Source organism: Arthrobacter sp. fls2-241-R2A-200 (genome assembly GCF_030209745.1).
Lineage (GTDB): Bacteria > Actinomycetota > Actinomycetes > Actinomycetales > Micrococcaceae > Arthrobacter.
In genome coordinates, this window is sequence record NZ_JARVRJ010000006.1 from 35,418 (window position 1) to 52,283 (window position 16,866).

Consider the following 16,866-nt stretch of genomic DNA (forward strand, 5'->3'; position numbering starts at 1 on the left):
GCTAGGGGGCACCTCCCGGAAGGGCAGTGCCGCTGCCGATGGCTGTCCGCAGTCCTGCCGCGATGACATCGGCGAGGAAAGCGAAACGGTCCGTCTGGTGGGTGGCCACGGCCCTCTGGGCCGTGGTGAGGTAGGGGAAATCCGTTCTATCCGCTTCAGGGATGTTCCAGGCGGACTCCATGGTGATGGCGTCGAGACTGGCTCCGATGGCGGCGCTGTCCAGGGTTTCCAAGGTGGGGATGAGAAGGTGGTCCGGCACTCCTGCGCGGCTGAATGCTTCCGCGAATTTGTCGTAAAGTGCCAGCGCGGCGGGATGGGACACGGGCTGGGTCAGCAACAAGGGCAGGAGCGCCGGCGCCAAGCTGTAGGCGGTCCGCAGCGAGTCGAAGATCTGCCGGATGAGCAGATCCAGATCATGGGAGGCCAGCTCGGGGACGAGCATCCTTTCCACGAGTGACCCGCGGGCGAGCTCAATGATCTCGTTTCGACCCGTGACGTGCTTGTAGAAAGAAGACTGGCGGACCCCCAGGCGTTCAGCGAGTCGGGGAATGGACAACCCTTCCTCTTGTTCGAACATTGCCAGGGCTTCACGGCCAATTGTTTTTCGCGAAAGCCTGGGGGTCCGGGGGCGTCCCATCCGGCCGGTGGTCTCAGGGGTCTGCATCTTTCAAGGCTAGCCTTCGCATGCTATTCGGCGTGCCCGATCCGTTGGTAGGCCGCCGGGTTGAGCCGACGCAACACCAGGGCAAGGACTATGCCGGCAGCAAATATCAGTGGCGCGAACACCAGGAGGACAGTGTTCACCGGATCCCCCACCGGCAGCCCGGTGATCAGGTCCGCGTTGGTGGCCATCAGATAGGTCACCACGCACATGATGATGGTGGATGCCACGGCGGAGGGGATCACGTACCAGCGGAGGTTGTGATCTTTCCGGCGGGTGAAGAAGACCACCACCCCAATACCGGTAAGGGCCTGCAGGAAAAGTATCCCGATGACACCCGGCGTGTTGGTCCAAATGAGGAATTGCGTAAAGGGATCCAAATTAAGCAACGCCGCGGCGGCCACCAACACAACGGCCAAGAGGGTTTGGTCGCGGCCGGCCACCGTCGGCGTACGGAACCGGGGACTAATGCGCCCCGAAGCCTTGGGAAAGATTCCCTCACGGCTCAAGGAAAGGGTGTAGCGGTTGATGGTGTTGTGGAAGGAGAGCTGCGCAGCGAAGATGCTGGTCACGATCAGGACGCTCATGAGGTTCACGCACCATTCACCACCGAAGTTACCCGCTGCGATATAGGCGGTGTCACCGGTATCCAGGTGGCCGGCCGCGAAATCCTGTACGGCGTTCGGGCCAAATGCCTGAACGATGATCCAGACTGCGAAGGCATAGAAAGCGCCGATGAAGGCAATGGAGATGTAGGTAGCCCGCGGGACGCTCCGGTCAGGATCCCGGGCTTCCTCCCGGTAGAGGGCTCCGGATTCAAACCCCATGAAGGCGGAAAATCCGAGGCCGATGACGGCGGCGAACTGCGGGGTGAAGATGGCATTCGGGCTGAACGAATCAAAGCCGATGCCAGCGGCGCCGCCCTTGGCCAGAACAAAGACGGCGACAATGGCAACGATCGCGGTTTCCAATGTCAGTAGCACCGCAAGCACCTTTGCGCCGACGTCGATCCCCCGCCATCCCAGATACCAGACCGTACCAATGGCCACGATGGCGTAGAGCCACCACGGGAGTTCGATGCCGGTAAAGGACTTCACGGCCAAGTTCGCTTGGATGCCCAACAAGCCGTAGAGGCCAATCTGGAGCCCGTTGTAACTCATCCACGCAGTGAGTCCCGAGCCGAGGCCCACTACGCGACCCAGGGTTTTGGCTATGTAGCCGTAGAAGCCGCTGTAGGACTGGACGTGGCGGGTGAGTGCCATGAAGCCGACGGCGAAGAGACCAAGGCCGAGCGCCGCGGCAAGGTAGATCGACGGAGCTCCTACCCCGCCCACGGCCAGGGCCAGAGGAGCGATCCCCACCACGATGGTCAGCGGAGCGGCCGCTGAGACCAGCATGAACACGATGTCTCGGGTGCCAATTGCGTTCTTCTTCAGCCCGGCCGCGGAGGCGGGACTGGCAGGCGGCGTCGTTGCCGCAGTTTCATTAGTGAATGCCATTCATTTATTGTTGACCTGAATCACATCGTCCGTCAACGTCCTGTCGGCAAAAAGTATTTCGCCAGTAGACAGGTTGTATACAGCTCGTCTACTGTTGGCTTACGGCAGAAAGTGAGTCCCATCACGAATGCCGACCTTGGGCCGTAACGGAGCGGCGAAGGTTACCCACTTGAACCTTGAGGAACCCCATGAGCAGTGTGTCCCAACAGGAGCAAACCGTGCGCAAGCACACCTCGCTCCCCGCAGTTGCTGCATCCAGCCTCGCCGGCACCGCCGTCGAATGGTATGACTTCTTCCTGTACGGCACCGCGGCCGCCCTCGTCTTCAACAAACTGTTCTTTCCCACCGCTGATCCCTTCGTCGGCACCATGCTGGCTTTAGGCACCTTTGCCGCGGGCTTCATCTCCCGCCCTCTCGGCGCTATCGTGCTGGGCCATCTCGGCGACAAGCACGGACGCAAGTCCACGCTGATTGCGAGCCTGCTTCTGATGGGCATCGCCACAGCACTCATCGCCTTCATCCCGCCCTACGCTTCGATCGGTGTCGCTGCACCCCTTATCCTCCTGATTCTTCGCCTGATCCAGGGTTTTGCCCTCGGAGGCGAATGGGGTGGCGCTGTGCTCCTCGTTTCCGAATACAGCGACAACACGACCAAACGCGCGTTCTGGGCTTCGTGGCCGAACGTCGGTCCTCCGCTGGGAAACCTCATGGCCGCTGGCGTCCTGGCCGTACTCTCAGCGATGATGCCCCAACCGGCCTTCCTTGCCTGGGGCTGGCGAATCGCTTTCGGCGTCTCCGCGCTGCTGGTCATTGTTGGCCTCATCCTGCGCTTATACGTCCAAGAGACCCCGTTGTTCCTCGCCTCGCAGGCCAAAGCCGAAGCCGAGCACTCCAAACGGACCAAATTGCCGCTGGCAGAGCTCTTCCGTGGTAACTGGAAAGAAATCCTCATCGCTGCCGGCAGCCGCATGGGTGAAAACGCAGGCTTCTACATATATTCCTTGTTCCTCATCACCTACGTCACGGAGATCCTCAAAATGGACCGCCAAACCGGCCTTACTGCCGTGATGGTTGGTCAAGGAGTGGCAGTAGTTGCCATTCCCGTCCTTGCGATGTTTGCGGACCGCATGGGCCGCAAACCGGTGATGATAGGTGCCTCCATAGCCACCGTGGCATGGGGCTTTGCCTTCTTTGCGCTTCTGGACACCCGCCAGCCGGCGATGATTATCATCGCCGCAGTGGGTGGGCTGTTGATCTTCGCCGCGTACAGTGCGGTCATCGGCGCGTTCTTCTCCGAGCTGTTCCCCACCAAAGTCAGGTACAGCGGAACCTCTGTTGCCTACAACCTGGCATCCCTGATCGCGGGCTCCCTCTCGCCCATTATCGACCTTGCCCTGTACCAAGCGTTCGGGTCGGGCCAAGCCATCGGGCTCTACCTCGCACTCATGGGCGTGATCTCAATCGTGTCAGTGTCCTTCGCCAAGGAAACCAAGAACATCAAACTGAGCGACCTTGACGACAACAACTTGGCAGGGCGGCCGACGCAACGGTGAGCACCTTCCAAGACCCCACTCCCACGTCTCCGGAGATCGCATACCTCTGGCTGCGCAGGGAAATCTCCTCACATCCTTGGGATCAGGACGCCTTCTTCACCGAAAATGCGATCGCTGAGGCTGCCGGAGTCTCCCGGACCCCCGTCCGTGATGCGCTGCTCCGGCTTGAAGCGGCAGGTCTTCTTCGGCGCGTGCCCCACAAGGGCGCGTATGTCCCGGCGCTGACCGCTCAGGACATTGAGAGCATGATGGAAGTCCGGCACGTTATCGAGGACTGGGCCGTCCGCAAGGTGACGTCCCTGGGTAGGCTCGGCCCGGAGCTTGATCTTCTCCTGCTGACGCAGGAGGAGAGCTTGGCTGACCCGGTGGCGTTCATCGACTGCGACATCCGCTTCCACAAGCACATCGTTCATGCAGCCGGCAACCCCGCACTGGAGGAACTCTACGACTCCCAACGGATCAAGCAGCAGCGAATGGGCGTCAAAGCAATCCAGGACAGTCAGGGCCGCAGTGACCACGTCGTAGCCGAGCATCGCACCATTGTCGATGCCATCCGAACCCAAGATTCACAACTCGCCTCGGCTGCTGTGCACAGCCACCTCGTGTCCACACTCACGGCCCTGAAAGCACTCCCCGCCAACGCGGGCGGGAGCCAGGCGGCACGACCAACGGCACAGGCCCTCAACAGCCCACCGAAACTGAAGGAGTCCCATGGACATCGCTCTCGTCCAGCTATCCAGCCCTGACAACGAGAACCAAACGCAGCGCATCGAACGAACCGAGAAGCTTCTGCGTGAACAAGCAGGCGCGGACCTCATCGTCCTTCCTGAGCTCTGGAGCGCAGGCTACTGCCACTTCACCCAATACGAGGACCTGGCAGAGACGTTGGAGGGCCCCACCGTCACAATGTGCTCAGCGGTGGCAAAGGACCTCGGCACCTTCGTCCACGTTGGCAGCATCATCGAACGCACCGAAGACGGAGCACTGCACAACACCTCGGTCTTGATCAATCACGAGGGCAAAATTGCCCACAAATATTCGAAACTCCACGTTTTTGGCTACCAGTCCCTGGAAGCTGATCTCCTCACGCCAGGCACCTCGTTGCCGGTTGCCGACACACCGTTCGGAAAGACGGCAGGAATCACCTGCTACGACCTCCGTTTTCCGGGGCTTTGGTCAGAGCTGAGCCTCCGCGGTGCAGAGATCGTGATCGTTCCCGCCGCCTGGCCCGCCACGCGCAGGGAGCACTGGAGGCTGCTCACCTCAGCGCGCGCCGTCGAACACCAAGTTTTTGTCATTGCCTGCAACGCCTCCGGAACCCAAGAGGGCGTGGAACTGGGCGGCGCGAGCCGGGTCGTGGATCCGGCGGGCCGGCTTCTGGCCGAGGCCGATGCAGGCGAAGAAGTCATCCGGGTGAGTATCGACCCCGGCATTGTCCAGACCACCCGTCGGGAATTCCCGGTCATCGCTGACCGCCTCCCGGACTATTCGGGCCTCACCCACTGACCAGGAAGCAGAGCAAAATGAAGACCACTACCGAAACGCTGACGTTCGACGTCGCCGGCACCGGCGAGAAGATCGAGCTGACGGACTTCTACGCCGTCGTGGCCGGGTATACCGGCCGTGATGCCGCCGCTGTACAGCACCACATCGACGAGCTGGCCGCCATCGGGGTCGCACCGCCGCCAACCATTCCAATGTTCTACCCAGTGGAGAGCACCACCATCACCGCTGCGGCAGGGGTCACTGTCGTCGGCGACAAAACCTCCGGGGAGATCGAACCCCTCTACATCCGGCACAACGGGCGGTACTATTTCGGCATCGCCTCGGACCACACGGATCGTTACGTTGAAACACTGGATATCGGTGATTCGAAGCGGGCCTGCCCCAAACCGGTGGCCGGGACCGTCATTCCGATACCGGAGCTTCAGGAACTCTCCCTCGACGAGTGCCAGGCCCGCACCTGGGTGGACGGCCGCCTCTACCAGGACGGGACCTTGAACGGCCTACGGACCCCTGCAAACGTCGTCGGCCTCTTCCTTGAACGCAACCCGATCGGGGACCGGGACTTCGTCTGCCTCGGCGGGACGCTGCCCGTCATCGGCGGTGACTTCATTTACGGCCGCGAATGGCGGCTCGAACTCACCTTTCCCGACGGCGCCACTATCGACCACACGTACACGATTACGAAAGGAAACCAGTCATGAGGACCGGAGACGAGTACATCAAGACCCTCAACGATGGGCGCACCGTACTTATTGACGGGGAGGCAGTCCAGAACGTCGCCGAACACCCTGCGTTCCGCAACGTCATCGGCACGATCGCCGAGCTGTTCGACATCGCTGCCGACCCCGACAACGGCATGCAGTACCACAGTGCAGAAATCAACGGCCCCGCGAACCGCGTCTTCAGCATCCCCCGCACCGCGGAAGAACTGAAGCTGCGCCGCCAAGCTGTTGAGCGTTGGGCCAAGCACACCCACGGTTGGGTTGGACGCAGCCCGGACCATGTTGGCACGTTCTTCGCCGCTTTCGGTGCCCACCCGGAGGTGTTCGAAAACCGGGACAACGCAGAGCACGACTTCGCCGGTAACATCCGCCGGTATTACGAGCGGATCCTGGCCGAGAACCTGTATGTTTCCTACGCAATCATTCCGCCCCAGGTATCCAGGGCCACCACCGCGTCCGGCTGGGAAGGTGACTTCCTGCAGGTCGGTGTTGTCAGGGAAACCGAAGAGGGCCTGATCGTCCGCGGGTCCCAAATGCTCGCCACCGGCGGTGCCATTGCTGACGAAGTCTTCATAACCTGTATCAAGCCGCTGGGCCCGGACGATGTGGACTTCGCCATCAGCTTCGCCTTGCCGTCGGCCACGGAAGGGTTGAAGTTCCTGTGCCGGCGTCCTTTCGCACCGGCCGCCACCAGCGAGTTCGATTACCCACTGACCAGCCGGTACGACGAGCCTGACTCTTTGGTCATATTCGAGGACGTCCTCGTCCCCTGGGAGCGCGTGTTTATCGACCGCAACGTTGAAACGCTACGCCGCCAGTTCTTCGAAACCGGAGCCCACGCTTTGGGAAACTGGCAGGCACAAACCCGTTTCACCACCAAGCTCCAGTTCATCGCGGCGGTGGCCCGCAAGATCACCCAGGTCAACGGAACCGACAAAATCCCCGGAGTCCAAGAAAAACTAGGCGAACTCGCCGCCTTGGTCTCGTCAGTGGAGTCGGCTTTGCTGGCTGCGGAATACACCGCCAAAGCAGATTCCTCGGGAATGCTGGTCCCCGGAAAGCGTGCTCTCTACGGCGTCATGGGCCTGCAATCTGAGACCTACCCTCGGGTCATCGCCATTCTGCGGGACCTGGTTGGCGGCGGGGTGCTGCAGCTGCCTTCCAGCATTGCTGACATGAAGAGCCCGGTGACCGCCCCCGACGTCGAGCGGTACATTACTTCTCCTGGCGTCACCAGTGAGGAACGCATCAAATTGTTCCGCTTGGCGTGGGACATCATCGGCTCCGAGTTCGCCGGGCGGCACCAACAGTACGAGCTCTTCTACGCAGGCGCCCCGTTCGTGGTCAAGGGCGTGTACACGTACCGCAACTACGGCTACGACGCGCAGGTTGCCGAACTCGATGAGTTCCTCGCAGGCTACGGCATTGATGGCCGCAAGGAGGAGAGCTAAGCCATGGCTAAGCCCGAATTCGAGTTCACACCCGTCACTTCAGTGGAGTTCAGGCCCTGCGTGCCGCACATCGAGGGACTTTCCGAGGCCGTCCTGGCCCGCGACGATTCCAACGACTCCGTCACGCGTATCCTTAAATTCGAGCCGGGCACCGATACCTCCCCCAATGGCGTGCTGACCCACGATTTCTGGGAAGAAGTCTTCATTTTCGAAGGCTCCTTTGTGGACCAACGCCTGGGCAAAACCTTCAGCGCCGGCGACTGGGCCACCCGCCCGCCCGGGATGGAACATGGTCCTTGGATTTCCGAGACTGGAGCCAAGATGTTTGAAGTGCGCTACTACCAGGACGGAAACAGCTGACATGGGTACCCCAGCAGTCTTCGCTACCCCGGATGGCCTGGCCATGCGCCGGACGATGGGCCGGTTCCTGACCGGCGTCGCGGTGGTGACCACGGAACATGACGGTGAGCAATACGGCATGACCATTAACTCCCTCACCTCGATCAGCCTGGACCCGCCCATCCTGATGATCTCGCTCAATTTCAATACCCGGACCGGTGACGCCGTGCTGGCCAGCGGGAAATTCGCGATATCCATCCTCGGAGCCAAGCAGGAAGCCGTGGCCCGCCAGTTTGCCCAGCGCGGCGGCGCGCGGTTTGAGGCCGGCGAATTCGACACGACGGACGGCGGCCTGTCGGTCATCAGGGGCGCCCTGTCCCAAGCCGAATGCGCAGTCGTGCATCAGTACGACGTCGGTGATCACCAGGTCTTTTTCGGCCAGGTGGTTTCCTGCCGCGACCGCGACGGGGAAGGATTGGCCTTCAACGCCGGAAAATTCGGTTCGTTCCGGGACTTCAACCACGACGCGATGCCCTGGACTTTCTAGCCCTCGAAGCCGTGCCACGAAAGGCCGCTCCGATCCCGTCACGGGTTTGGGGCGGCCTTTCATGAGCCGGGCGGCCTGTCGTGGGCTAGTAGCCTCACGTGATAGCCGTCGGCCTAGTAACCGATCACGGTCTGCCGGGTGGATTCCAGGTGGGCGTCGATTGCCTCATGTGCAGCTTCGGCACTTTGCTTCCGGAGGGCGTCCACAATCAATTGGTGCTCACGGAGCACATCGTGGGTCCGGTCCGCGCCTTGGGTAACAGCGCGAACGCCGATGCGCAGTTGCCGCTGCCGCAGGGAGGCGTAGAAGTCAGTGAGAACGGGATTGCCGCCTGCTTGGACCATTGACGTGTGGAATTCGGTATCCAGCTCAATGAACCTCGCGGCGTCCTCCGCGGCTTCCAATTGCTGATCAATGATGCCCTGGAGCAGGTGGATCTGGCTTTCCGGGAAGCTCGACTGCGCGGAAACAGCCCACTTTTCAATGACGGCACGCGCTTGCAGGATCGCCCTGACCTCCGGATCCGAAATCAGCGGAACGTACGCGCCCTTATGCGGGATTCGCTTCACGAATCCTTCGGCTTCCAAGCGGAGGAGCGCCTCACGGACCGGGGTGCGTGAAGTCCCCGTGGACTGTGCGAGGACGGCCTCGTTGAGGAAGGTCTCTTCATCACGTGGGAGTGCTGCGATGTAGCTCTTCATCCACTGATAGGCGACCTCCGGCGCTGACTGGGCTGCCGGGGAGAACTGGTTCATAGTGTGCCTTCCTTGCGATGCCCAGTATACGGCCTGCATTTTAGGTGTAGTGCGGGTGCGCCGGTGCCAAAAGTCCGTCCGCGGCCCCCACCATCACCTCCACCGCTCGGGCCAGATGCGTTCCACGGTCAGGGACCCCCTCCCAGCGCACCAAGGCTTGGGCGTTGAGCCCGTCCACCATTCCCAATATCTGCCAAGCCACCGCTTGGGCATCCGGCATGGAAAATTCTCCCGCTGCTTGGCCCTCATCGAGAACCACCCGGATGACGTCCTGCCAAGCATCCATTTGGCTCCGCACGGTGGCCGCCAACAGCTCACTGCGACGCCCGAGGGTCCATGCGTCCACCCACACTGCCGTCACGTCCAAACGCTTCGCTTCGAGCATGGTTTCCACCAAGTAGCCCAGGCGCGCACCGGGACCGGCGATCACTTCGAGGGTCGACCGAACCTCTGCGATCTCCTCTGAGACGATCGAGCCGAAGATGCGGGCAACCAGTGCCTCGACGCTTGGCTCGTAGTGGGCGATAAGTCCGGACGCCACTCCGATCCGAGCCGCTACTCCCCTCAACGTGATGGCGCCCAACCCCTCTTCCAAGGCGATGGTCCGGGCTGCGTCGGTGATCTCCTGCGCACGCTCGTGGGGTGCCTTGCGGCTGCTCGGTTTTCTCGGAGTGTTTGACATCACTTCCAAGTGTAAAATAAAGTTTTGCTAATTGATCATGTGATCAACAAAGCACATCGGTCCCCTAGACCGAAACACCCAAGTACTTGAAAGAAGGACCAGCGATGACGTGGTCAATGCCCTCCGAAACCGCACGCCATGACCGAACCTGGATGGCATTCCCCCGCGCCGGACAAACCCTTGGCACTGATGAGGCCTCAGCCAATGAGGCATACGACGCATGGTCTACGGTGGCCTTGGCGATCGCTGAGTTCGAGCCGGTAACAATGGTGGTGGATCCCAGCGAGCGTGAGCGCGCAGCGAACAGGTTGGGACGGGACATCGAGCAACGCGAGGCTCCGTTGGACGAGTTCTGGATGCGGGATGTGGGTCCGACTTTCGTGATCGACGAGTCCCGGCCGGGCGTGCTCGGAGCTGTCGACTGGATATTCAATGGCTGGGGCGCCCCCGCATGGGCTGAGTGGCAAAAGAGTGCACAGCTTGGACGTTTCATAGCTGAGGAAGCAGGTGCTGAACTGGTCAGTTCCCTCCTTGTCAATGAAGGCGGGGCGATCCACGTTGATGGACGTGGCACGGTTCTCGCCACCGAGACCGTGCAACTGGATCCGGCCCGGAACCCCTTCGCCGACAAAACCGCCGTCGAATCCGAATTCGCCAGGACCATCGGGGCGCAAAAGACTGTCTGGCTACCGCGCGGACTGACCAGGGATTACGAGGATTTTGGGACGCGCGGACACGTGGACATGGTTGCCACCATGCCGGCTCCCGGAAAAGTCCTGCTGCACGTGCAATCCAACCCGGACCACCCGGACTTCGAGGTGTCCCGCGGCCTCAGGTCCTTCCTTGAGACCCAGACAGACGCCACCGGAGAAAAGTTCGACATCATCGACCTTCCCGCTCCCCAAGCCCTGCGCGACGACGAGGGATGGGTGGACTGGAGCTACGTCAACCACCTCGTTGTCAACGGGGGAGTCATTGCCTGTGGCTACGGTGAGGAGAAGGCGGACGCCATCGCCGCCGAGATCCTCGCCGATGCCTATCCCGGCCGCAAAGTGGTCACCATCGACGCCCGTCCGATCCTCGCCCGGGGCGGCGGCATCCACTGCATCACCCAGCAACAGCCGTCCACCCAGCCGGAAGGGAAATGACGATCATGCCTTTTGATGTTGTCGAAGCATCGATTAGCGAAATACGGGAGGCCCTTGATGCCGGAGTCATCAGCAGCGAGGACCTGGTCAGGCTTTACTTGGACCGCATCGCTGAATATGACCACTCCGGTATCCGTTTGAATTCGGTTGTTGTCTTCAACCCGGATGTCCTGGCGGATGCGCGGGCCTCGGATGAACGCCGGGCCCGGGGGCTGCTGCTCGGCCCTCTGGACGGGGTCCCGTACACGGCGAAGGACAGCTTCCTCGTGAAAGGGCTCACCGCCGCAGCCGGCTCACCTGCCTTCAAGGAACTCGTCGCGCAGAAGGACGCCTTCACCATCGAGCGGTTGCGCGCAGGCGGGGCAGTCCTGATCGGCCTGACGAATATGCCCCCCATGGCCAACGGCGGGATGCAGCGCGGGGTCTATGGCAGGGCGGAAAGCCCGTACAACGGCGAATTTCTTACTTCAGCCTTTGGCTCCGGCTCATCCAACGGCTCGGGCACTGCCACTGCGGCCAGCTTTGCCGCTTTTGGCTTGGGCGAAGAGACCTGGTCAAGCGGCCGGGCGCCGGCGTCGAACAACGCGCTATGCGCGTATACCCCTTCGAGGGGAGTCATTTCCGTGCGCGGCAACTGGCCGTTGGTGCCCAGCATGGATGTGGTGGTTCCACACACCAGGACCATGGCGGACATGCTCCAGGTTCTGGACGTCATTGTTGCGGAGGACGCCGAAAGCCGCGGCGACCTGTGGCGGACACAGCCGTGGATTCCCCTTCCCAAGGTCTCGGACGTCCGGCCCGCGTCCTACGCTCCTTTGACGCCAAGTGACGCGGCAGCGGCAGCGGAGTCCCTGAGCGGCAAAAGGTTCGGCGTCCCCAAGATGTACATCAACGCAGACCCTGATGCCGGAACTGGCGAGCACCCCGGGATCGGCGGGCCAACCGGCCAGCGCATCCACACCCGGCCGTCGGTGCTCAAACTCTGGGACGACGCCCGGAAGGCACTCGAGGCGGCCGGGGCAGAAGTTGTACTGGTCGACTTTCCGGTGGTCTCCAACTATGAAGGCGACCGCCCCGGATCCCCCACGGTGTGGACGCGGGGCCTTGTTCCGCCGTCGTACCTCCGGCAGGAAGTCATGGAGCTCAGCGCCTGGGCGTGGGAAGACTTCCTGAACGCCAACGGAGACCCTGAACTTAGTTCGCTGAGGGACGTGGACGGCGCATCCATTTTCCCCCACCCCGAAGGTGCCCTTCCTGACCGGTATACCGGTTTCGACGACGACATCGCGGCCTATCCCGAACTCATCCGCACCGGAGCGGTGACTTCCTGGGCTGACATTCCATCCCTTGAACAAGGCCTTCGCGGCCTTGAACAGACGAGGACAACGGACCTTGAGGACTGGATGGACCGCAACGCCCTGGACGCCGTACTGTTCCCGGCGGTGGCCGACGTCGGGCCGTCCGATATGGACCTTAACCCCGACTCGGCAGACCTGGGCTGGCGCAACGGAGTTTGGGTGGCCAACGGGAACCTCGTGCCGCGCCACCTGGGCATCCCGACGGTCACGGTTCCCATGGGCACCATGGCCGATACGGCCATGCCCGTGGGTCTGACTTTTGCCGGAAGGGCCTATGACGACACGCTGCTGCTAAGCCTGGCTTCGGCCTTCGAAGCACTGGAACGACGGCGGACCGAACCACCGCGGACGCCTCGCCTGAGGACGGCGGGTGGCCATGCGGCCCTCCCCCTCACAACGGCAGGGGTCTCCTAGAAGCCGCCGCCACCAGCTGTGTCCCCGGCCATGTTGGCAAAGCGCGAGTAGTGGCCTTGGAACGCAACAACGATGTCCTTGGTGGGGCCGTTACGGTGCTTGGCAATGAGGATGTCGGCCTCACCGGCTCGCGGCGATTCTTTGTCGTAGACGTCCTCGCGGTGAAGCAGGATCACCATGTCCGCGTCCTGCTCGATGGAGCCTGATTCACGGAGGTCGGACACCATGGGGCGCTTGTCCTGGCGCTGCTCGGATCCACGGTTCAGCTGCGACAGTGCAATGACGGGAACTTGGAGTTCCTTGGCGAGCAGTTTGAGTGCCCGGGAAAACTCGGAGACTTCCTGCTGGCGTGACTCCACTTTCTTGCCGGAGCTCATCAGCTGGAGGTAGTCGAGGATCACCAGTTTGAGGTCGTGCTGCTGTTTGAGGCGACGGCACTTGGCACGGATTTCCATGAGCGACATGTTGGGGCTGTCATCGATGAACAACGGGGCATCGTTCATTCGCCCCATGGTGGTGGCGATCTTGGACCATTGCTCGTCCTTGATGGTGCCCTTGCGAAGGTCCTGCAGGCCGATCGTCGCCTCGGCCGAGAGCAGGCGCATGGCGATCTCGTTCCGCCCCATTTCCAAGGAGAACATCACCGTAGCCAGATTGTTCTTGATAGCTGCGGAGCGGGCAAAGTCCAACGCGAAGGTTGACTTACCGACGGCGGGACGTGCGGCGATGACGATCATCTGCCCCGGGTGGAGGCCATGCGTGAGGTCATCGAGCTCGTAGAAGCCCGTTGGCACACCGGTCATGCCTTCGCCGCGGTGACCCGATGCCTCGATCTCATCCACCGTGGCTTCCATGACGTCCTTCAACGCCACGTAGTCCTCAGCGGTGCGCTTCTCCGCAACCGCGTACACCTCGGCCTGTGCTTGGTTGACGAGGTCTTCTACCTCGCCATCCTGGCCGTACCCCATCTGGACAATCTTGGTGCCGGCGTTGACGAGCCGCCGGAGTACCGCACGTTCAGCGACGATCTCGGCGTAGTAGCCTGCATTCGCTGCGGTGGGGACGGTTTGAATCAATTCGTGAAGGTAGGCCGGACCGCCGATCCGGTTGATCTCCCCGCGCTTTGTCAGCTCATCGGAGACCGTGACGGCATCGGCCGGTTCACCCCGCCCGTACAGGTCAATGATGGACTCATAGATCGTCTCGTGGGCCGGCCGGTAGAAGTCGTGGCCGCGAACGATCTCCACGACGTCGGCAATCGCGTCCTTGGAAAGCATCATGCCGCCCAATACCGACTGTTCGGCGGGAATGTCCTGGGGAGGCTTTCGGCTCGATTCGGATGACCTCGTGCCCTCGATTGAGTCCAAGTGGGTTACTGACAAAGCCGTCCTCCATGTGTGTACCGCATTTATTAGCTGATCCGGTTCTACATCGAGGCACAGACATTGAAACTTCAGTCGCCCGCGAAGCGGTCATGCAGCATGAGGAAAGTATCCACAAGTTTGTCCACAAGTCCGCCGGGGCGGCTTCACTTGAGGGCTGGCTACGAAGCGGATAGCAATCAAACCAATCACATTGATACCTAGGTCAGGTACCCCAGCCACGCTAGTCGCGCATGGGCACCACGTCTAACTCGTTGTCAACACCCGCATGTGGATAACCGGTGATTCCTGTGGAATACGTGCCCCACGTTGTGCACAGACTGTGCGTTCGGTTGTGGATAAAGAATTTCTTTTGTCGGAAATCACGGCCTGACCTGCGGAAACGCTGAAATGAACCTGTGGAACAAATAAAGATTTGGTGGAAAACCATCCACAGGCGTGGCGGCCCCGCGTGTCGGAGGACCGGCCGGAAACGTGCTAAGCATGCCCGAAATGTGATGTATCTTACTCTCCACGCAGGATCTGATAGCGCCCTCTTAGGGAGCTATGCCGGAATAGGAATGTGCTGTGGATAACCGAGTTCTGGCATAAGCTCTAAGCATGGGGATGAACATTGGTGACGTGGTGATGCTTGCCCTTCCGCTGGTAGTCCTCGTCGGCCTTCTTTGGGCACTTACCTCGGCCTTTAAACCACGCGATACCGGCCTTTCAGACGCTGAAAGATACCAGCGCGAACTGGCCGCGCGCTCAGCTGCGAACCAAGCTTCCCAAGTGCAAGCGGCCCTTGCTCTGAGGGCGCGCATCGAGGCAACTACGCAGCCCAGCCAGAATGCAGCGCAACAGACCCAGCAATCGGACCAAAACAGGATTGCCATCCAGGCACAGGCCGCACGAACCCAGAGCACGGGACAATCTTCGTCCCATCCGGCCGTGATGCCCAATGGCGAGCTCAACCCCCAGCTCGCCGTCCAGCTGCAGAGCCTTGTCCGCAACGGGCAGCGGATCCAGGCCATTAAAGTCCTGCGCCAGGCAACCCATTCGGATCTTCTCACCGCCAAGAACTACGTAGATCGGCTCTGAACCGCATGGAATCCATCCTCATCCCACTCCTGATACTCATTGCGGTCGTAGCGGGGGTACTCCTTCTGACCCGGGCCGCGTCCAAGCACTCCCAAGAAGCGAAGGAGAGTGCCGCGGCCGCCAGTACTCCGAAGGACCCGGCGGAATTAGCGCGGGAGTCGGCTGCCAAGCTAAACCAAGAGCAGCATCGCCAGCTCTACTCGCTGATCGCGCAGGGGCAGGGCATGGCCGCCATCAAGCTTTACCTTCAAGCTACCGGTGAGGGCCTGCGCGCCTCACGCGACGCCGTCGGCGCGCTGGCCGCCCATCCTCAACCGTTCACCCAGGAGGGGCCCGCACAAAGCCCCCTTGCCGACGAGGACGACGACGAGCCGGAGCGTTTCCCGTACCGGTACCGGGCAATCGTCAGCAAAGGCGATGTCACGCGTGAAGTCAGCAGCAACATGCTCAATGACGAGATCTACGGCAGGATCCGAACCCTGGCCAAGAGCGGGGATACCGAAGGTGCGGCCCTGGCCCTGACGCGCCACTCGGACATCAACATCAAGCAAGCGCGCGAATTCGTGGAGCTCATGGACGACTAGTTACCCAGGGCCTAACTGCAGACGAAGGGCTTACCTGCTGCCGCCGGAGATTCCGGCAAGCAGCTGTTCAAAGGGAAGCGAGTCCAGCGTGGCGTTCTTGCGGCCCGGCTGCGGGCCGCTCAGCAGCTGGACGAGTTCCCCGGCAGCGCGGTCCACGCGGGCAGAAAGCGGCGAGCCGCCGTCGTCGGTGTTGCCCCAGTCCTGCGGCCCGGCAAAAACGCCGGTGGCGGCGATCCTGGTGCGAAGGTAGCTGAACAGGGGCCGCATGGCGTAGTCGAGGACCATCTGGTGACGGTCGGTGCCGCCTGTTGCGCCCAGCAGCACAGCCTTGCCGTCCAGCGACTTGGGATCCAAGACATCGATGAAGGACTTGAACAATCCGCTGTAGGAGGCGCTGAAGATGGGGCTTACGGCAATGATGCCATCGGAATCTTCGAGGCCCGCAATGACCTCGGCCAACCGGGGCGCGGCATATCCGGTGACGAAGTTGTTAGCGATATCCACGGCGAGATCCCGCAGTTCCACCACGTCGATCCGCACGTCGTAGCCGGCCGCACGCAGCTGCCTGTCGGTAGAAGCCGCAAGCTGGTCGGCAAGCAAACGGCTCGACGACGGGACGCCAAGCCCGGCGGAAAGGACGGTGATGCGGCGGGTTTCCATGACATTCTCCTGTTGCTCGTTCACTTACTTTACATGCATTTGCATCTAAATCAATGAACAGTGCGTGGGCTCATGCTATTCCCGCTGTTCCGGCTAGCCGGCAGTAAGTGCTGCGCGACGACGGCGGCTGCTCGCCGCAGGGGCGAGCACCCGCCGTCGTGGGTGTTGTTGACAGTGTGGTCCTTCAGGCTCCCAGCCGGGCCTCCGCTGTACCTTGGTTTTCCTTCGGGTCGGCCTCTGTGTTCATTTCGGGTGGGGTCTTTCTGAAACCCTTGGTGAGGATCGCCAGGTAGACGATTCCCAGGGCGAGCCATCCCAGGCCGAGATAGATCGCCACAGGTCCGAGGCCGAAACATCGCTTCCCGGCACGCCGGCCGCCTGGACGAGGGCAAGAGGGAGGGGTCTGCTCATATCACTACCATTCTGGAGGTGTGGTCCACGCCACAATGAATTAATAAAATAAAATTTAATTAATTAACTCGGGACTGTCAAGGGTTCCGACCGCCTCGGGTGTGCCATCATCGG

The 16,866-nt window shown here is 61.5% G+C and carries 18 protein-coding genes; 11 read left to right on the top strand and 7 right to left on the bottom strand.

The features are described from left to right. Position 1: 1 nt before the first annotated feature. Both QRN42_RS07075 and QRN42_RS07080 read right to left on the bottom strand, forming a co-directional pair. Positions 2-664 carry a TetR/AcrR family transcriptional regulator gene (locus tag QRN42_RS07075; RefSeq protein ID WP_284978560.1) on the bottom strand — a complete coding sequence of 221 codons (663 nt, stop codon included), beginning with the start codon at positions 662-664 and terminating at the stop codon, positions 2-4. 23 nt (positions 665-687) lie between these two features. Next, complete coding sequence (locus QRN42_RS07080) at positions 688-2,160, bottom strand: APC family permease (protein WP_284978561.1); 1,473 nt, start codon at positions 2,158-2,160, stop codon at positions 688-690. 188 nt (positions 2,161-2,348) lie between these two features. Between QRN42_RS07080 and QRN42_RS07085 the strand changes: the two genes are divergently transcribed. From QRN42_RS07085 to QRN42_RS07115, 7 genes are read left to right on the top strand one after another with little or no spacing between them, the layout of a single operon-like run. Then, positions 2,349-3,713, top strand: coding sequence for an MFS transporter (locus QRN42_RS07085; protein WP_284978562.1), 1,365 nt, complete (start codon positions 2,349-2,351; stop codon positions 3,711-3,713). After that, positions 3,710-4,459, top strand: coding sequence for a GntR family transcriptional regulator (locus tag QRN42_RS07090; RefSeq protein ID WP_284978563.1), 750 nt, complete (start codon positions 3,710-3,712; stop codon positions 4,457-4,459). Before QRN42_RS07085 ends, QRN42_RS07090 begins: the two co-directional genes overlap by 4 nt. Then, on the top strand, positions 4,425-5,219 hold the full coding sequence (locus tag QRN42_RS07095) for a carbon-nitrogen family hydrolase (RefSeq protein ID WP_284978564.1): 795 nt from the start codon (positions 4,425-4,427) through the stop codon (positions 5,217-5,219). The genes QRN42_RS07090 and QRN42_RS07095 overlap by 35 nt, the downstream gene beginning before the upstream one ends. Before the next feature lie 17 nt (positions 5,220-5,236). Next, entirely contained in the window at positions 5,237-5,920 is a 684-nt protein-coding gene (locus tag QRN42_RS07100; RefSeq protein ID WP_284978565.1) for a DUF2848 family protein, read from the top strand. Further along, positions 5,917-7,392: a 4-hydroxyphenylacetate 3-hydroxylase family protein gene (locus QRN42_RS07105; RefSeq protein WP_284978566.1), complete on the top strand. Its 1,476-nt coding sequence runs from the start codon at positions 5,917-5,919 to the stop codon at positions 7,390-7,392. The genes QRN42_RS07100 and QRN42_RS07105 overlap by 4 nt, the downstream gene beginning before the upstream one ends. Before the next feature lie 3 nt (positions 7,393-7,395). Beyond that, a complete protein-coding gene (locus QRN42_RS07110) occupies positions 7,396-7,752 on the top strand; it encodes a cupin domain-containing protein (RefSeq protein ID WP_284978567.1) in 357 nt (118 codons plus the stop codon). A gap of 1 nt (position 7,753) precedes the next feature. Next, positions 7,754-8,278 (top strand): flavin reductase family protein, encoded by a 525-nt coding sequence (locus QRN42_RS07115; protein ID WP_284978568.1) that lies wholly within the window; start codon positions 7,754-7,756, stop codon positions 8,276-8,278. A gap of 113 nt (positions 8,279-8,391) precedes the next feature. Here QRN42_RS07115 and QRN42_RS07120 read toward each other — a convergent pair whose 3' ends face one another. Then, positions 8,392-9,033, bottom strand: coding sequence for a GntR family transcriptional regulator (locus tag QRN42_RS07120; RefSeq protein WP_284978569.1), 642 nt, complete (start codon positions 9,031-9,033; stop codon positions 8,392-8,394). A 40-nt stretch (positions 9,034-9,073) separates the two neighbouring features. After that, entirely contained in the window at positions 9,074-9,715 is a 642-nt protein-coding gene (locus tag QRN42_RS07125) for a TetR/AcrR family transcriptional regulator (protein ID WP_284978570.1), read from the bottom strand. 104 nt (positions 9,716-9,819) lie between these two features. Here QRN42_RS07125 and QRN42_RS07130 point away from each other — a divergent pair, with 104 nt between their 5' ends. Both QRN42_RS07130 and QRN42_RS07135 read left to right on the top strand, forming a co-directional pair. Then, positions 9,820-10,863, top strand: coding sequence for an agmatine deiminase family protein (locus QRN42_RS07130; RefSeq protein ID WP_284978571.1), 1,044 nt, complete (start codon positions 9,820-9,822; stop codon positions 10,861-10,863). A gap of 5 nt (positions 10,864-10,868) precedes the next feature. After that, a complete protein-coding gene (locus tag QRN42_RS07135; RefSeq protein WP_284978572.1) occupies positions 10,869-12,635 on the top strand; it encodes an amidase in 1,767 nt (588 codons plus the stop codon). Here QRN42_RS07135 and dnaB read toward each other — a convergent pair. After that, positions 12,632-14,017 (bottom strand): replicative DNA helicase, encoded by a 1,386-nt coding sequence (gene dnaB, locus QRN42_RS07140; RefSeq protein WP_284976993.1) that lies wholly within the window; start codon positions 14,015-14,017, stop codon positions 12,632-12,634. The genes QRN42_RS07135 and dnaB overlap by 4 nt on opposite strands. Positions 14,018-14,623: 606 nt before the next feature. Between dnaB and QRN42_RS07145 the strand changes: the two genes are divergently transcribed. Both QRN42_RS07145 and QRN42_RS07150 read left to right on the top strand, forming a co-directional pair. Further along, complete coding sequence (locus tag QRN42_RS07145; protein WP_284978643.1) at positions 14,624-15,097, top strand: hypothetical protein; 474 nt, start codon at positions 14,624-14,626, stop codon at positions 15,095-15,097. Positions 15,098-15,102: 5 nt separating this feature from the next. Next, complete coding sequence (locus QRN42_RS07150) at positions 15,103-15,681, top strand: hypothetical protein (RefSeq protein ID WP_284978573.1); 579 nt, start codon at positions 15,103-15,105, stop codon at positions 15,679-15,681. 30 nt (positions 15,682-15,711) lie between these two features. Here QRN42_RS07150 and QRN42_RS07155 read toward each other — a convergent pair whose 3' ends face one another. Both QRN42_RS07155 and QRN42_RS07160 read right to left on the bottom strand, forming a co-directional pair. Next, positions 15,712-16,341, bottom strand: coding sequence for an FMN reductase (locus tag QRN42_RS07155; protein WP_284978574.1), 630 nt, complete (start codon positions 16,339-16,341; stop codon positions 15,712-15,714). A gap of 184 nt (positions 16,342-16,525) precedes the next feature. Beyond that, positions 16,526-16,678: a hypothetical protein gene (locus tag QRN42_RS07160; RefSeq protein WP_284978575.1), complete on the bottom strand. Its 153-nt coding sequence runs from the start codon at positions 16,676-16,678 to the stop codon at positions 16,526-16,528. Positions 16,679-16,866 lie beyond the last annotated feature (188 nt).

Bases quoted from the DNA above. Each gene is read 5' to 3' on its own strand.
- QRN42_RS07075 (WP_284978560.1), bottom strand. From the start codon at position 664: ATGCAGACCCCTGAGACCACCGGCCGGATGGGACGCCCCCGGACCCCC.
- QRN42_RS07095 (WP_284978564.1), top strand. From the start codon at position 4,425: ATGGACATCGCTCTCGTCCAGCTATCCAGCCCTGACAACGAGAACCAA.
- QRN42_RS07145 (WP_284978643.1), top strand. From the start codon at position 14,624: ATGAACATTGGTGACGTGGTGATGCTTGCCCTTCCGCTGGTAGTCCTC.
- QRN42_RS07100 (WP_284978565.1), top strand. From the start codon at position 5,237: ATGAAGACCACTACCGAAACGCTGACGTTCGACGTCGCCGGCACCGGC.
- QRN42_RS07155 (WP_284978574.1), bottom strand. From the start codon at position 16,341: ATGGAAACCCGCCGCATCACCGTCCTTTCCGCCGGGCTTGGCGTCCCG.
- QRN42_RS07085 (WP_284978562.1), top strand. From the start codon at position 2,349: ATGAGCAGTGTGTCCCAACAGGAGCAAACCGTGCGCAAGCACACCTCG.
- QRN42_RS07125 (WP_284978570.1), bottom strand. From the start codon at position 9,715: ATGTCAAACACTCCGAGAAAACCGAGCAGCCGCAAGGCACCCCACGAG.
- QRN42_RS07105 (WP_284978566.1), top strand. From the start codon at position 5,917: ATGAGGACCGGAGACGAGTACATCAAGACCCTCAACGATGGGCGCACC.
- QRN42_RS07135 (WP_284978572.1), top strand. From the start codon at position 10,869: ATGCCTTTTGATGTTGTCGAAGCATCGATTAGCGAAATACGGGAGGCC.
- QRN42_RS07120 (WP_284978569.1), bottom strand. From the start codon at position 9,033: ATGAACCAGTTCTCCCCGGCAGCCCAGTCAGCGCCGGAGGTCGCCTAT.
- QRN42_RS07150 (WP_284978573.1), top strand. From the start codon at position 15,103: ATGGAATCCATCCTCATCCCACTCCTGATACTCATTGCGGTCGTAGCG.
- QRN42_RS07115 (WP_284978568.1), top strand. From the start codon at position 7,754: ATGGGTACCCCAGCAGTCTTCGCTACCCCGGATGGCCTGGCCATGCGC.
- QRN42_RS07080 (WP_284978561.1), bottom strand. From the start codon at position 2,160: ATGGCATTCACTAATGAAACTGCGGCAACGACGCCGCCTGCCAGTCCC.
- QRN42_RS07130 (WP_284978571.1), top strand. From the start codon at position 9,820: ATGACGTGGTCAATGCCCTCCGAAACCGCACGCCATGACCGAACCTGG.
- QRN42_RS07110 (WP_284978567.1), top strand. From the start codon at position 7,396: ATGGCTAAGCCCGAATTCGAGTTCACACCCGTCACTTCAGTGGAGTTC.